Source organism: Paracoccus suum (genome assembly GCF_003324675.1).
In the GTDB taxonomy this organism is placed as follows: domain Bacteria; phylum Pseudomonadota; class Alphaproteobacteria; order Rhodobacterales; family Rhodobacteraceae; genus Paracoccus; species Paracoccus suum.
The window spans coordinates 2,541,717-2,556,544 of record NZ_CP030918.1 but is presented as its reverse complement, the minus strand read 5'-3'; the positions used below and the strand labels follow the sequence as shown (position 1 = coordinate 2,556,544).

Annotated in this window: 15 protein-coding genes; 7 read left to right on the top strand and 8 right to left on the bottom strand. The window is 65.5% G+C overall.

Features of this window, described 5'->3' with window-relative positions; genetic code table 11:
* Positions 1–28 precede the first annotated feature (28 nt).
* From DRW48_RS12515 to DRW48_RS12500, 4 genes are all read left to right on the top strand, one after another.
* A complete protein-coding gene (locus tag DRW48_RS12515) occupies positions 29–1,603 on the top strand; it encodes a Re/Si-specific NAD(P)(+) transhydrogenase subunit alpha (protein ID WP_114076713.1) in 1,575 nt (524 codons plus the stop codon).
* Positions 1,604–1,613: 10 nt separating this feature from the next.
* Positions 1,614–3,101: an NAD(P)(+) transhydrogenase (Re/Si-specific) subunit beta gene (locus tag DRW48_RS12510; protein ID WP_241963264.1), complete on the top strand. Its 1,488-nt coding sequence runs from the start codon at positions 1,614–1,616 to the stop codon at positions 3,099–3,101.
* 60 nt (positions 3,102–3,161) lie between these two features.
* Positions 3,162–4,463, top strand: coding sequence for a DUF3422 family protein (locus DRW48_RS12505; protein WP_114076712.1), 1,302 nt, complete (start codon positions 3,162–3,164; stop codon positions 4,461–4,463).
* A gap of 153 nt (positions 4,464–4,616) precedes the next feature.
* Positions 4,617–4,970, top strand: a complete 354-nt coding sequence (locus DRW48_RS12500) for an arsenate reductase family protein (protein WP_241963263.1) — start codon at positions 4,617–4,619, stop codon at positions 4,968–4,970.
* Positions 4,971–4,991: 21 nt separating this feature from the next.
* Here DRW48_RS12500 and DRW48_RS12495 read toward each other — a convergent pair whose 3' ends face one another.
* From DRW48_RS12495 to DRW48_RS12480, 4 genes are all read right to left on the bottom strand, one after another.
* Positions 4,992–6,731 carry a SulP family inorganic anion transporter gene (locus DRW48_RS12495; protein ID WP_114076711.1) on the bottom strand — a complete coding sequence of 580 codons (1,740 nt, stop codon included), beginning with the start codon at positions 6,729–6,731 and terminating at the stop codon, positions 4,992–4,994.
* A gap of 94 nt (positions 6,732–6,825) precedes the next feature.
* Complete coding sequence (locus tag DRW48_RS12490) at positions 6,826–7,266, bottom strand: protein tyrosine phosphatase family protein (RefSeq protein ID WP_114076710.1); 441 nt, start codon at positions 7,264–7,266, stop codon at positions 6,826–6,828.
* Positions 7,266–8,147, bottom strand: coding sequence for an MBL fold metallo-hydrolase (locus DRW48_RS12485; RefSeq protein ID WP_114076709.1), 882 nt, complete (start codon positions 8,145–8,147; stop codon positions 7,266–7,268). The genes DRW48_RS12490 and DRW48_RS12485 overlap by 1 nt, the downstream gene beginning before the upstream one ends.
* 53 nt (positions 8,148–8,200) lie before the next feature.
* Positions 8,201–8,758, bottom strand: coding sequence for a thioredoxin family protein (locus DRW48_RS12480; RefSeq protein WP_114076708.1), 558 nt, complete (start codon positions 8,756–8,758; stop codon positions 8,201–8,203).
* 217 nt (positions 8,759–8,975) lie between these two features.
* On the opposite strand from DRW48_RS12480, the gene DRW48_RS12475 reads away from it, so the two are divergent.
* The 3 genes from DRW48_RS12475 to DRW48_RS12465 all read left to right on the top strand — a co-directional run bounded on the left by DRW48_RS12475 (position 8,976) and on the right by DRW48_RS12465 (position 10,118).
* The gene (locus DRW48_RS12475) at positions 8,976–9,218 is read left to right on the top strand and encodes a BolA/IbaG family iron-sulfur metabolism protein (RefSeq protein ID WP_114077552.1); all 243 of its coding nucleotides are present in this window, start codon (positions 8,976–8,978) and stop codon (positions 9,216–9,218) included.
* A gap of 45 nt (positions 9,219–9,263) precedes the next feature.
* Complete coding sequence (grxD, locus tag DRW48_RS12470) at positions 9,264–9,623, top strand: Grx4 family monothiol glutaredoxin (protein ID WP_422385732.1); 360 nt, start codon at positions 9,264–9,266, stop codon at positions 9,621–9,623.
* Between the two features lie 111 nt (positions 9,624–9,734).
* Positions 9,735–10,118: a hypothetical protein gene (locus DRW48_RS12465; protein WP_114076706.1), complete on the top strand. Its 384-nt coding sequence runs from the start codon at positions 9,735–9,737 to the stop codon at positions 10,116–10,118.
* Positions 10,119–10,154: 36 nt separating this feature from the next.
* Here DRW48_RS12465 and DRW48_RS12460 read toward each other — a convergent pair whose 3' ends face one another.
* From DRW48_RS12460 to DRW48_RS16140, 4 genes are all read right to left on the bottom strand, one after another.
* Complete coding sequence (locus tag DRW48_RS12460; protein ID WP_114076705.1) at positions 10,155–10,823, bottom strand: phage holin family protein; 669 nt, start codon at positions 10,821–10,823, stop codon at positions 10,155–10,157.
* Position 10,824: 1 nt separating this feature from the next.
* Entirely contained in the window at positions 10,825–11,250 is a 426-nt protein-coding gene (locus tag DRW48_RS12455) for an ElaB/YgaM/YqjD family protein (protein WP_114076704.1), read from the bottom strand.
* A 135-nt stretch (positions 11,251–11,385) separates the two neighbouring features.
* Positions 11,386–13,725, bottom strand: a complete 2,340-nt coding sequence (locus DRW48_RS12450; RefSeq protein ID WP_199286102.1) for a glycosyltransferase family 4 protein — start codon at positions 13,723–13,725, stop codon at positions 11,386–11,388.
* Positions 13,718–14,827, bottom strand: a complete 1,110-nt coding sequence (locus tag DRW48_RS16140; protein ID WP_199286101.1) for a zinc-dependent alcohol dehydrogenase — start codon at positions 14,825–14,827, stop codon at positions 13,718–13,720. Before DRW48_RS16140 ends, DRW48_RS12450 begins: the two co-directional genes overlap by 8 nt.
* Between the last annotated feature and the right edge of the window lies 1 nt (position 14,828).

Below are 14,828 nucleotides of genomic sequence, written 5' to 3'. Positions count from 1 at the left end.
GCACAATGACAGGACGGGGGACAGGCGGATGAAGGTCGGCGCTCTGCGAGAGGTGGCGGAAGGCGAGGCACGGGTAGCCGTGACTCCGTCCTCGGCCGCGCATCTGAAAAAACTCGGGCACGAGGTTCTGGTCGAGCAGGGGGCGGGTTCGCGGGCCGGCTTTTCCGACGACGAGTACCGCGCGGCTGGGGTCGAGGTGCTGCCGACCGCCGCTGCATTGACCGAAGCGGTGGACGTTCTGGCCAAGGTCCGCGCCCCCACGGATGCCGAACTGAACCGCATGCACGAGGGCCAGACCCTTATCAGCTACATCACCCCGGCCTCGAACCCCGAACTGCTGGAGGCCGCGCGGGCCAGGGGCGTGACCACCATCGCCATGGACATGGTGCCGCGCATCAGTCGTGCGCAAAAAATGGACGCGCTGTCCTCGATGGCCAATATCGCCGGCTATCGCGCGGTGATCGAGGCGGCAGCCAATTTTGGGCGCTTTTTCACCGGGCAGGTGACGGCCGCGGGCAAGGTACCGCCCGCCAAGGTGCTGGTCGTCGGCGCAGGTGTCGCGGGTCTTGCAGCCATCGGCACGGCGACCAGCCTCGGCGCGCAGGTCTATGCCTTTGATGTGCGTCCCGAAGTGGCCGAGCAGATCGAAAGCATGGGCGCCTCGTTCGTGTATCTCGACTTCGCGGGCGCCGCGCAGGACGGCGCAGCGACCGGCGGCTACGCCGCGCCGTCGAGCCCGGAGTTTCAGGCCAAGCAGCTGGAGAAGTTCCGCGAGCTTGCCCCGCAGATGGACATCGTCATCACCACGGCGCTGATCCCCGGCCGCCCCGCGCCCAAGCTGTGGACGGCGGACATGGTCGCAGCGATGAAGCCGGGCAGCGTGATCGTCGATCTGGCGGCCGAGCGTGGCGGCAACTGCGAGTTGACCGTCGCCGACGAGAAGATCGTGACCGAGAACGGCGTCACGATCATTGGCTATACCGATTTCCCCAGCCGCATGGGCGCCCAGGCGTCCGAGCTTTATGCCAACAATATCCGGCACTTCCTGTCTGACCTGACACCGGCCAAGGATGGCGTCATCAACCAGAACATGGATGACGACGTGATCCGCGGCGCGACGGTGACCCATGCCGGCGACGTTACCTTCCCGCCGCCGCCGCCCAAGGTACAGGCGATTGCCGTCCAGAAACCCAAGGACAAACCGAAGGAGCTGACCGCTGCCGAAAAGCGCGCGGCCGAGATCACGGCCTTCAAGGCGCAGACCCGCAGTCAGGTGACGCTGATCGCCATCGGCGCGGTGCTGATGCTGCTGGTCGGCCTGACCGCCCCGGCCAGCTTTCTCTCGCATTTCATTGTCTTCGTGCTGGCCGTGTTCATCGGCTTCCAGGTGATCTGGAACGTCAGCCACAGCCTGCACACGCCGCTGATGGCCATCACCAACGCCATTTCCAGCATCATCATCTTGGGCGCGCTGATGCAGATCGGCTCGGGCAGTGCCCTGGTCGTGATCCTCGCCGCGCTGTCGGTGCTGATGGCGGGGATCAACATCTTCGGCGGTTTCCTCGTCACCCGGCGGATGCTCGCCATGTTCCAGAAGTCCTGAGGAGGCGCGCGTGGAAACCACCATCGTCACCACCACCGCACCCGGCGTCCTGCAGGCTCTGCCGGTTTACGGCGTAACCACCGCGGCCTATGTCGTCGCCGCGATCCTGTTCATTCTCTCGCTGGGCGGGCTTTCCGGCCAGGAAAGCGCCAAGCGCGCGGTCTGGTTCGGCATCGTCGGCATGGCCCTCGCGATCGTCGCAACGCTTTTCGGGCCGGGCGCGGGCAACTGGTTCATCTCGCTCATCATGATTGCCATCGGCGGCGGCATCGGCTGGGTCGTCGCGACCCGCGTGCAGATGACCGAGATGCCGCAGCTGGTCGCCGCGATGCATAGCCTGGTCGGCCTTGCGGCCGTATTCGTCGGCCTTAACGCGCAGATCGAGTTGGGGCGCCTGATACGTCTGCGCGCCAGCGACGCGGCTGAGGTCTTCCACGGCTTTGCTGGAGTTCTCGCCCACAAGACGCCGGCGGAAATCGCCATGCTTAAGGTCGAGGTCGCTCTGGGCGTCTTCATCGGCGCCGTGACCTTTACCGGCTCGATCGTGGCCTTCGGGAAGCTGGCCGGCAAGATCGACGGCAAACCGCGGCAATTGCCGGGCGGCCATATGCTGAACCTCGGCGCCGCCATCCTATCGCTGCTGCTGCTGGTCGCCTACATGATGGGCGCCGGGATCTGGTCGCTGCTGCTGATCGCGATCCTCGCTGGCTTTGTCGGCTATCATCTGATCATGGGCATCGGCGGCGCCGACATGCCGGTGGTCGTGTCGATGCTGAACAGCTACTCGGGCTGGGCCGCGGCGATGATCGGCTTTACCCTCAGCAATGACCTGCTGATCGTGGTCGGTGCCCTCGTCGGCTCGTCCGGTGCGATCCTCAGCTACATCATGTGCAAGGCGATGAATCGCAGCTTCGTCTCGGTAATTCTCGGCGGTTTCGGTGGCACCACCGGCCCGGCGATGGAGATCGAGGGCGAGCAGGTCGCCATCGACGCCCAAGGCGTTGCTGCGGCGCTGAACGATGCCGACAGCGTGGTTATCGTCCCTGGCTACGGCATGGCCGTCGCGCAAGCGCAGCAGTCGGTCAGCGAGTTGACGCGCAAGCTGCGCGCCGCAGGCAAGAACGTGCGCTTTGCCATTCACCCGGTCGCCGGTCGCCTGCCCGGGCACATGAACGTGCTGCTGGCCGAGGCTAAGGTGCCTTATGACATCGTCCTGGAAATGGACGAGATCAACGAGGACTTCCCCTCGACCGACGTGGTGATCGTCATTGGCAGCAATGACATCGTCAACCCGGCCGCCCAGGAAGACCCGAACAGCCCGATCGCCGGGATGCCGGTGCTCGAGGTGTGGAAGGCCAAGCAGGTGTTCGTCAGCAAGCGCGGTCAGGGCACCGGCTATTCGGGGATCGAGAACCCGCTGTTCTTCAAGGAGAACACCCGGATGTTTTATGGCGATGCGAAGAAATCGGTCGACGCGCTGTTGCCGCTGATCGACTGATCACAGGGGCCGGGGGAGACCCCGGCCGCATCACTCTCCGCGAAAGGAAGGGCAGGGGCCATGACCGGCGACGGGCTGGACCATCCGCTGCGATACGAACTGGTCAACGAGCTTCATGCGCGGCCCTCGCCGCGCCTGACGGCGCCGCTGACGGTCGTGTTCATGGCTTTCAAGGAGTTGCGCAACGCCGCCTCGCGCGACCGTTCCGCCGACATCACCCACCTCGCGACGCTCGCCCATCGTCACGGCGCACCCGCGCCCCAGCCCGGCGCGCAGCATTACGCCGCCCAACTCGGCCGCTATGAGCTGGCATGGGAGAGTCATACCGAGTTCGTCACCTATGCCGCCTTCCTGCCCGGCCTCGCGCCGCGCCCGTTCGATGCGCGCGTCGCGGAGATCTTTCCCGCCGAGTGGCAGCAGGACGCGCCCGGCGCCCGGCTGGCGGCACTGATTGTCCATGTCGAGCATGTCCCGGAGGACCCGGCCGAGATCGACACCAAGCTGGAGGCCTGGTTCGCGCGCGACGGGCTGGCGGCGGCGCAGGTCATGGACGGGCTGGCGGTGGTCGCTTCGGACTTCCGGATCGATGCCAATGGCTTCATGCGGTTTGCCATCTTTGTGCAGCCCGGGAGCGGCGCCGGACGCACCGGGCGCGTCATCCAGCGACTGATCGACCTGGAGATCTATCGCAGCATGTCGATGCTGGGGCTGGGCCGGGGCAGGGCGCTCTCGGCACTGCTGAACCGGCTGGATCCACGCATTTCGACGCTGATGGGCGGCCTCGCCGGCGAGACGGCGGACCCGGAGGCGGTTTTGCACGACCTGCTCGGTGTCTCGGCCGAGCTGGAGGTCGCGGCGACCGACAGCAGTTTCCGCTTTGGCGCGACGCGGGCCTATGCAGCGATCGTCGCGGAACGCCTCGCCTCGCTGCGCGAGAGCCGTTTTTTCAGCCGCCAGACGCTGTCCGAATTCATGGACCGCCGTTTCGCGCCCGCGATGCGGACCGTCGCCTCGACCGAGGCGCGGCTGAATACGATGCTGGACCGGACCGAGCGCGCTTCGGAACTCCTGCGCACCCGGGTCGATGTCGAGCGCAGCGGCGCCAGCCGCGATCTGCTGGCACGCATGGACCGGCGGGCCGACCTGCAACTACGGTTGCAGAATACCGTCGAGGGCTTGTCGGTGGTCGCGATAAGCTATTACGCGGTCGGGCTGCTGTCGTATTTCCTGACCCCGCTGGCGCATCGGATCGCGGTGGACAAGGCGGTGTTAACGGCCGGCCTGGTGCCGGTCGTGGTGCTGGCCGTCTGGTACGCCATGCGTCGCATTCGCCGCTCGCTGCATGATGGCGCGCCAGAGTAGCACCGCGCCATTGTGATTTGCCGCTGGGCGCGGAGCGGGCCACAAACGGGCCTGCCTCGAAATGAAAGTGTCCCCGATGCGCCTTGCCGTGCTGATCGCCGCCACCGCCTTGCTGGCCGCCTGCAACGTCGTCCCGCTGGTACCGTTCATCTGATGGCGGCCCTGACAATTCTGGGCCTGCAGAAGTGCTCGACCTGCCAGAAGGCTCTGGCGGACCTGCAGGCCGCCGGACATCAGATCACGTTCCGCGATGTCACCGAGACGCCGTTGAACGAAGCCGAGCGCGAGGAGTTGTTGACGACGTTCGGCGAGAAATTGGTAAATCGCGCAAGCCTGACCTGGCGCGCGATGACCGAGGATGAGCGCGGGGCCGACCCAATCACCCAGCTTGGCGCGAAACCGGCCCTGATGAAGCGTCCGGCGATCCTTGCCGGGGATGCAGGCAAGGACGGCCATTGGCTGGGCTGGACTGCGAACGTCAAGCGCGCGTTGGGTGTCCCGGCCTGAGACCACCCCGCCAGCGTCAGCTTAGCTGCTTGCCCGGGCCTCTTCGCGCGAAGTTTCGCGCCGGGGCTGTCGGCGCATCCGTTCCGTCAGATCGGGGGCCAGCTTCGCCATGGCGTCGGCCTGGCTGAGAAAGACCTCGCCGCTGAGCTGTTCGAGGAAGTCGCTGCGACGCAGACGGTCCATGACCGGGCCCTTTACTTCGCTGAGGTGCAGGGTGACGCCGCTGTCCCTGAGTTGCGCGTTCACCGCCTCAAGGGCTTCGAGTGCACTCGAGTCGATTGCATTCACCGCAGGGCACATCAGCACCACATGACGAATCTCAGGGTCGGCGGCGACGCGGTCGTAGATCGAATCCTCGAGGAAACGGGCATTCGGGAAATAGAGGCTTTCGTCGATCCGCAATGACAGCACTGCGGACGAGGTGCCGACCCGGTGGCGGTCGATGTTGCGGAAATGCTCGGTACCGGGCACTTGACCCACGACCGCGACATGCGGGCGCGAGCTGCGGTAGAGGTGAATCACGATCGACAGGATGACGCCGAGGGCGATGCCGGTCTCGACCCCCTCCAGCAGCGTCGCTGCGATGGTGACGATCATCGCCGCGCCGTCGCCTGGCGAATAGCGCCAGACGCGGGGCAGGGCGCGCAGATCAACCAGCGACAGCACGGCGACGATGATCGTGGCGGAAAGGGTTGCTTGCGGCAGGTGGTAAAGGGCTCCGGTCAGCGTCAGCGTGCCGATGGACATCAGCACCGCGGTGAACGCGCCCGCGGCCGGTGTCCGCGCGCCCGCGTCGAAATTGACCACCGAGCGGGCGAAGCCGCCCGTCACCGCATAGCCGCCAGATATGGCCGAGGCGATGTTCGCCCCGCCGAGTGCCACAAGCTCCTGATCGGGGTCGATGCGTTGGCGGCGGCGGGCGGCAAGGGTTTGCGCGACCGAGATGGTTTCAACATAGCCGACGATGGAAATCATCAGTGCCGGCAGGGCGATCTGCGCCCAGAGGCTGGGGTCCAGGGGCGGCAGCGCCGGGCGCGGCAGACCGGATGGAATCGTGCCGACGATCGAGGTTCCATGCGCGCCGAGGTTGAAGGCCCAGGAGATCACTGTTGTCACGACCACCGCTGCAACGGGCGCCGCGCGCGTCACGATCTGGCGCTGGGTCTCGCCCCAGCCCCGTGCCTTCAGCAGCGGGCCGAGCCGCGTTCGTGCCCAGATCAGCATGCCGAGCGCGAGCAGGCCCAGCGCGAGGGTCGCTGGCTGGATCTGGCCGAAGCGCGTGACGAGCCCGGTCAGGATTGCCGGCAGCGTGCTGCCGCTGGCCTTGATGCCGAGGATATTGCCCAGCTGTGACGCGGCGATCAGCAGCCCCGATGCGGTGATGAACCCCGAGATGACCGGATGCGACAAGAACGAGGCCAGAAACCCCAACCGCAGCACGCCCATCACCAGCAGGATGAGCCCGGAAAGCATCGCCAGTACGATGGCGGCGCCCAGAAACTCTGGCGTGCCCTGCGCTGCCAGCTTTCCCACGGCCGCCGCGCTCATCAGGCTGACGACCGCGACCGGGCCGACCGCGAGGGTGCGCGAGGTGCCGAGCACCGCATAGACCAGCAGCGGCGCGATGGAGGCATAGAGCCCGACCTCGGGTGGCAGTCCGGCCAGCAGCGCGTAGGCCAGCGACTGGGGGACCAGCATGATGGTGACGATCACCGCCGCCAGCATGTCCGCAGACAGCGTAGTGCGGTCGTAGCCGCGCATCCAGCCGAGAAAGGGCAGGGCGCGCTCTGGCCGCGCACGTACGGCAGCGGCGCGGGCCGCGATGGCGTCGGTGAAACGATCTAGCAACGGCGCGTCAGCCCTGGGCGGCGCCGCGCGAGCGCGCGAGGCTGTCGATCATCCCGGCAATCGGCGACAGATCATACCCGGCTGCCGCTGCTGCCGAGATGATGGCATCGGTCGGCATCGCGCCCGCCTGCGACAGTCCCCAGAGATTGGTCGAGCGGGTTCCGCTGCGACAATAGGCATGCGCCTTTCCGGGCCGGGCGAGGGCGGCGCCGAAATCCTCGACCATGCGTGGCTCGAGTTGGCCGGGGCAGAAGGGGATGTAGCGCGCCTCCATGCCGGCGTCCTGCGCCGCGCGGCTGATGGCCTCGCTGCCCTCGGCGGGACCGACTTCGCTGTCGGGACGGTTGATGATCAGCGTGGCAACGCCAGCCTGTTTCAGGGCAGGGATGTCCTCGACAGTGATCTGGTCAGAGACCGTCACGTCATCCGACAGGCGGCGGAGCATCATCAGCTGTCCTTTCCTAGGCGGTTCAGCGGCACTTTCAGATAACGGGTGCCGTCCGTCTCGGGCGGGGGCATCTGGCCGGCGCGCATGTTGATCTGAAGGGACGGAATGATCAGTCGCGGCATCGCTAGCGTCCCGTCCCGGGCGTCGCGCATGGCGACGAACTCGTCCCTGGGGCGGCCGCCGCCGACATGGACGTTGGCCGCGCGCTGGTCGGCGACCGTCGTCTGCCAGCGGAACTCGCTGCGTCCCTCGGGCAGATAGTCGTGCCCGACAAAGATGCGGGTTTCGTCCGGCAGCGCAAAGATCTTCTGGATCGAGGCGAACAGCACCTCGGCCGAGCCGCCGGGAAAATCGCAGCGCGCGGTGCCGTAGTCGGGCATGAACAGCGTATCGCCGACAAAGGCCGCGTCGCCGATCAGGTAGGTCAGGCAGGCCGGCGTGTGGCCCGGCGTGTGAAGCACGGTTCCGGTCATGCCGCCAATCGAGAACGCGTCGCCCTCATAGAACAGCTGGTCGAATTGACTACCATCGCGTTGAAATTCAGTCCCTTCGTTGAATATCTTGCCGAAGGTGTCCTGGACGACCGTGATCCGCTCGCCGATGCCGATGCGGCCACCCAGCCGCTGTTGCAGATAAGGCGCTGCCGACAGGTGGTCGGCGTGGACATGCGTTTCCAGGATCCAGTCGATGACCAAGTCGTCGGCTTCGACAGCGGAGATCAGGCGGTCGGCGCTGCTGAAATCGGTGCTGCCCGAGGCGTAGTCAAAATCGAGGACGGAATCGACAATGGCCGCGTGATTGCTGGCCGGGTCGCGCACGATGTAGCTGACCGTATTGGTGGCCGGGTCGAAAAAGCCTGTAACGTCGGGCGCGGGGGTCATGATGTTCTCGGCAGGCAAAGTAGATTTTGGTATCGGCCATCAGTGCCGAGTTTTCAAGCGGCGCGCCACTTGATCGAGCAGCCGATGGATGCGGTTTGTTGGCGCGGGCCCTGGCCAGTGTCGGCAATCTGGCGCATCGCCTCGAACAACTCCCTTGGGGCATCGGCCGGCACGGGCTGGCGTCCGGAGGCATCGAGTCGTCCGCGGTACTGCAACTCTAAACCCTTGTTATAACCAAAAAAATCTGGCGTACAAGCGGCATCGTAGGCCCGCGCCACAGTTTGATCGGCGTCGTGCAAATAAGGAAACGGAAAGCCCCGCGACCGGGCAAGCGCGGCCATCGCCTCAGGCCCATCCTCGGGATACGCGGTCGCATCATTGGCGCTGATGGCCACAACGCCGATGCCCAGCGCCTCGAGCTCGCGCGCGTCGCGAATGATCTTGTCGAGGATCGCCTGCACATACGGACAGTGATTGCAGATGAACATGACCAGCGTTCCGCGCGGACCAACTACATCGGCAAGCGTCACGCGCGCGCCTGTCACGACATCCGGAAGCGTGAAGTCCGGTGCAGCGGCGCCAAAATCGCAGACCGGGGCCGTGGCAGCCATGGGCAATCTCCTTTACAGGTTTGCGCCAGGGTAGCGGCGCACGGGCGGGAATGCCAATCGTTAGCCTCGCTGCGCCAGCACACATCGGTTATTTGCATAATACCAATTATCACGCTTTTGCCCCCCTGGTCCGGCCACGTCCTGCGGCCGCGCAGACTTGCGCCCCTGCATCGCCCCCCCTACATCTCGATCGACCTGTGACGAAATGGAGAGCGCCATGGCGATGGAAGCCCAGGACATCGAAAACCTGATCCGGGCGGCCTTTCCGCAAGCCAAGGTGACGATCACCGATCTGGCCGGCGACGGTAACCATTTCGCAGCCGAGGTGGTCGACGAGAGCTTTCGCACCCTGAACCGCGTTCAGCAGCAGCGCGCGGTCTATGCGGCGCTCAAGGGCAGCATGGACGGGCCGAACGGCGCGCTGCATGCCTTGGCGCTGACCACCAAGGCGCCTGCTTGAACTGAAATATCAGGGTCCTGTGGCCCGATCGCGAGGAATGATCTGATGGACGTCAAGGACCGTATCAAGGAAATCATCGACGACAGCGATGTCGTGCTGTTCATGAAGGGCACGCGCGAAATGCCGCAATGCGGCTTTTCCAGCCGTGTCGCGGGCGTTCTGAACTACATGGGCATCGCCTATCGCGACGTGAACGTTCTGTCGGACGAGCAGGTTCGACAAGGTATCAAGGATTTCTCGGACTGGCCGACAATTCCTCAGCTTTTCATCAAGGGGGAGTTCGTCGGGGGCTGCGATATCGTTACCGAAATGGTCCTGTCGGGCGAGTTGGACCAGTTGCTCGAAAAGGACGGTATTGCCTTTGACAAGGCCGCGGCCAACAAGATCCGGGAGGCGAATGCCTGACGGGTATCGCCCTTCGGTTGCATTTGTTAATAAGGTCCTGCTGTTCAGGAAGTGATCCGGCAGTCATGGTAAATACTTGAAGCGGATGAAAAGTGGCTGGGAGGTCTTATCATGCCGATGTCCAGTCTGCACTTCGTCATCATCGAAAAGGACAGCTTTATCGCGGCTGATATGGCTGAGGGATTGCGTGGCGCTTGCCCCAATTGCACCGTTACCAACCTGACAGAGATGTGCGACGCAGCCGCCCTGCCCCCCGATCCGCTTCACCGCCGGATATTCATCACGGGCGAGCGCATTACCGCGATAGATCAGTCCGGCCTGTCCGGCATGGCGGCGGCCGAGGGCGCTGAGATCGTCGTTCGCGCCGGTTGGGATTCCGATGAGGCCGTCCGCGCGCGCGGTTTCCTGACGCTTGCAGCGCCGTTTACCGATGCCGATCTCTACGACATCGCGACGCGTGCCCTTGGCCAGCGGCAAATGATGGCCGGAAGCTGATTTGAAAGGCCGCCCCAAGGGGCGGCCTTTTGCGGTTCAGTACCGGTCTTCGTCCCAGTCATCACCGTCCCAATCATCCCAGGCGTCGTCCCGCCGGCGCCCCGCCAGCTTTGACGCGAGGGTCAGACCCACGGCAAAGGCACCGATCACTCCTGCGGCAGGCATCGCGCGTGAGTGAACGACGCGGTCGGTCATCTCCTGCGCCTCGCTGAAGAACTGCGGCGTAAGGCCGACCTTTTCCGCAGCGTTCTGCGCGGCGTTCCGCGTAAACTGCTGAACCTTCGCCTCGGTGCCATCGACGAAACTGTTCGCTTTCAGCGCCGCCTGGTCCATCAGCTCGTTGGCCTTGTTGCCAGCAAGATCGGCAACCTCACGAGCCTTGGCCTTGGCTTTGTCCAAGGCGACATCGGTGGCCAGCGATACCCGGGCCTCGATCTCTCGCTTCAACTCATCAGTGCTGGGGACGGTATGCTTGGGGGTCGAACTGGTCGCCCACAGCACGCCGGCGATCACACAGAACAGAATGCCGATAGCCAGCGAGGCGCCGAGCGGACCCCACCCGAGGTTACGGGCGAGGAACGTCCAGAGTGCAGCCAGCAGAAACCCCAAGGCGAGCAGGGCAACGACCCCTGCCCCGGCCTTGAGGCCGGCCCGCCGTCCCATATCCTGGACGGCAAGCTGCATTTTGCGCGCGTAATCGAACATCTCAGCGGCGGGCGAGGATCAGGCCGACCAGGAAGCCGAAACCGGCGGCCATGCCGAGCGCAGCGGCCGGGTTGCGGCGCACGTAGTCCGACATCTCGTCGTAATAGTCTTCGGCATGCTCAGCCAGCTCACCAGCCTTTTGCTCGCCGGCGCGATAGAGGCGCTGGGCCTCGCCCCGGGCCTGCTCGTAGACCTCTGCGCCCTTTTCCTTGGCAACGCCGAGCTTGTCCTTGGCTATGTCGACGGCTTCGGCGCCCTTGGCCTTGGCCTGGTCAAGCATGTCGGCGCCCTTGTCCTTGGCGTCGTCCATCGCGCGCTTGGCATCATGGGCGAGGTCTTTGGTGCCCTGCTCGACCGTGCGGGCGGTATCGCGAGCCGCGTCCTTGATGTCGTTGCGGGCGTCGTTGGACGAATAGTTCGTGGCCATGGCGTTCGTTCCTTTCATCGGGCAGTGCTTTTTGCCTTCGGGGTGAGAACGGTGCCTGCCGGGCATTTGTTCCCGATTCCCACGGGAATTGTTGTTGGTCGGAGGAAGTCCGGCGGCCTCCTGTGCTGAATGCGGTCAGCGGCGGGCGGCGGCGAGCACGCGCCGGGCCAAATCCGCCTCCAGCGACCTGGCGCCGGGTGACGGATCATGCCCCAGCAAGCCGTTCGGACACAGGCGGTCATCGTCCCAGCCGTGATGCTCGGCGATGGGATAGAGGCAGATCCCCTCGACCGGGACGCCGCGCGCGCGCGCGCGCGGGACTTCCGCGGTCACGTAGTCGAACCATGCCGCGCGGCGCGGCCCTTCGATGCCGGTTTCGGCCAGCAGCAGCGGCCGATCATAGCGGGCGCCGACCTCGAACAGCAGGTCTGACAGCGGGCGATACAGCACGTCGTCCACATCGATCGGCTTGCCGCCGTGGATCCACTGGTTGTTGAAGTAATAATTCACACCGACCAGATCGAGAAACTCGGGCGCGCCCCCGATCTGCGGCCAGATTCGCCCAGCTATCAGATCAAACGCCTGGAATTGGGCGTCGTGATGGCCATGCGCCTCATAAAGTGGCCGGCCCGTCCAATGGACGTGGTGAATGCCCAACATCGGCTCGGCCAGCATCAAACGCGCACGCGGGTCGACGGCCCGCGCTTCGGCGGCGGCGGCCAGCCATGCGCGGGCAAGCTGGACCTTTAGCTCGTAGCCGCGGCCTGCGGCAAAGGGGTTGAGGTAGCGCGCGTCGCCCCCTGCCCAGGAAAAGAAGCTGATCTCGTTGATCGGGCACCAGAACGGCACAGCGTCGGTGAGCGCGCGGTGATGCAGTGCCAAGGCACGGGCAAATGCGGCGAAACGGGTGACGAAACCCGGCTGCCAGATGTCCAGATCGTCCGGCCAGCCGTAATGCATCATGTCCCAGATGACCTGGGTGCCGCTGTCACGCGCCGCCTCGATCATCGGCGTCAGGCTAGAGAAATCATAGCGACCGGGGGATTTCTCGATCAGGTGCCAGCGCGCAGAATCGCGACAGGCGCGGATTCCGAGGCCGGCCAGTTGGCGATAGTCCTGCACCGCATGGCTGTCGTGACCGGTCGAGGCGATCAGGTCCAACCTCCTCCCGTCGCGCAGTCGGTGGGTTGAGCCCTCCCAACCGCCTAGGATGAAACTGGCAAAGGTGCTGAGGGGGGGCGCGGGTGCGCGCGCGGCCAGGACTTCGTCGATCAGGCTCTGCCATTTTGGGACCACGACCTCGGCCGAATAGCTGGCTTCGACATGGGACCGCAGTCCCTGCCCCAGTCGCTTGCGCAAAGGCGCGTCACCAATCAGCCGCAGCATGGCGGTTGCGACGGCGGTGGGGTCCTCGTGCGCAACAAAGAGGCCCGTCTGCCCGTCGCGGATCTGCTGGCAGGCGCCGTTATCAGGGGTCGCAATGACCGGCAGCGCGGCGGCCCCCGCCTCGGCAATGACATGCGGCATCCCCTCGCCGCGCGATAGCCAGCAAAAGACGTCCATCGCGGCCAGCAGGTCTGGCACGTCGGGCCGGTCGCCGGTCCAGATCACGCGATCCTCGAGGCCAAGATCGCGCGCAAGCTGGCGTAGTTCGGCCGCATATTCCGGCATGAAGGCGTCGGGACCGCCCACGACGACGAACCGCGCCTGCGGCGCTTGTGCAGCGGCGATTGCCGCGGCACGGATGAAATCCTCGACCCGCTTCTTGCGGTCGAGCCGTCCAACCCAGCCGATCAGCAGTTGGTCATCGCCGATCCCGAGCGCAGCGCGCACGGAGCCGCGAGACGCCGGGTCGAACTCGGCCAGGTCGATCATCGATGGGATTTCCAGCGCATGGGCCGGGTTCATTCGGCCCGCCGCCGCGGCGCGGATGCTGTCGCACACTCCTACATAGCGGGTTGTGAAATGCTTTGGGCCCGCCAATGCCTCGCTGACGAGGCCGCCATGTTCGATCAGTGGCGGGCGGATCGCCAGCCGTTCGAGCGCGGGATAGATGTCGGCCACGTTTTGCGAGCTGATGACGACATCCGCACCGGCAAGCTTGCGGCGCAGGTAATCGACGGTCTCCTCGAACCCGAGGCTGTAGGCGGTCGTGTCCACATGGACACCCAGGGCGCGGAGTTGTTCGGCGCTCTGGTCAGGCATCCCCTCCTTGCGAAAGCAGGGCAAAACCTCGATCCGGTAGCGATCGCGCGGCAAGTTGCGGGCAAGCAGGCGTACCTCGGTCTCCTCGCCGCCCACAACCAGCCAGGCAAAGACCCAAAGGATGCGGATCTTGCCAGCGTCGGGATGCGGCTCGGGAATGTGCCCCGAGGCAAGCACCTCGGCGGCGCGCATCTCCTCGAGTTCGCGCACGGTCAATTCGCGCGGGGCGGCGTCGGCGAACTGTGCCTCGACGGCACCGGCGTCACTCATGTGCGAACACCACCTGCAGGAACTCCGGCCGGTCGGCGACCAGATGGCGCAGGAGGGCCGGCGCCTCGTCGTAGGGCACCACATGGGTAATCATTTCGCGCCGGATCAGATCACCCTCGGCCTCCAGAAGGCGCAGGGTTTCCTGCGCCAGCCGCCGCTGGTCCCAGACATCGGCCACCGCCCGCGGCATGCGGTTGATCTGCGCGCAGCGGATCGCGAGGCCGTTGTGGTGGAACTCCTCGCCCAGACGCGTGCCGTCGAGTCCGCCCTGGTAGAAGGCCAGGTCGATCACCACGCCCTGCGGCCGCAACGCGCGCAGCGCGAGGTTCAGGCTCTCGGACCGGGCACGGGTCTGGAAGACCATCTCGGCCCCCCTGCCCCCAGATTTGGAATGCCAGCGTCCCTTGGCATGGCGCCAGCCCTCGTCTTCGCCCATCGCATCAAAGCCCATGCGGCGGGCGAGGTCCTGGCGCCAAGGCGACGGATCGACAATGACGATTTCGGAAGCGCCGCCCACGCGCGCAAAAAGCGCACAGAAGAGGCCCACCGTGCCCCCGCCCCAAACCAAAACGGGGCGACCCTGCACCCCTGCCCCGAGGAACGGAACGGCGCGCCCAAACTCTTCGACATCGCCGTGCAGGATGCCGTTGGCGGCGATCGGTCCCATCTGGGCAGCAAAGATGCCCAGCATCGGGTCCATGCCCGGCGGCAGTTTCAGCAGCAGGTCGTGGTCGGGGTTAGCCGTGTGACCAGTCTTGTGGCCAAAGGTCGTCGCCAGCACATCGCCGTTGGCGAAACCCCCTGCGCGGCTGTCGATGACGCGCCCGACCTCCATGTAGCCAAGGAAGTTGACCGGGAAACGGGCCGAAGGCTCGCCGGGCACGAACACCCCTGCCCCTTCGTCCCAGCGGCTGTGCAGATAGGGGTTGGTCCCCTTCATGAAGGTCAGCTCGGTCCCCGCCGAAAGACCGGTATACATCAGATCGAGGCGAACCTGCCCCTCGCCTGCCGGACCCTCCTGATAGTCAAAGAAATAGGGCTCGCCCGGGCGTTCTATCCCCAGCGAGCGAATGCGGCGATCTTGGTGCGGCAGGGCCGCCATC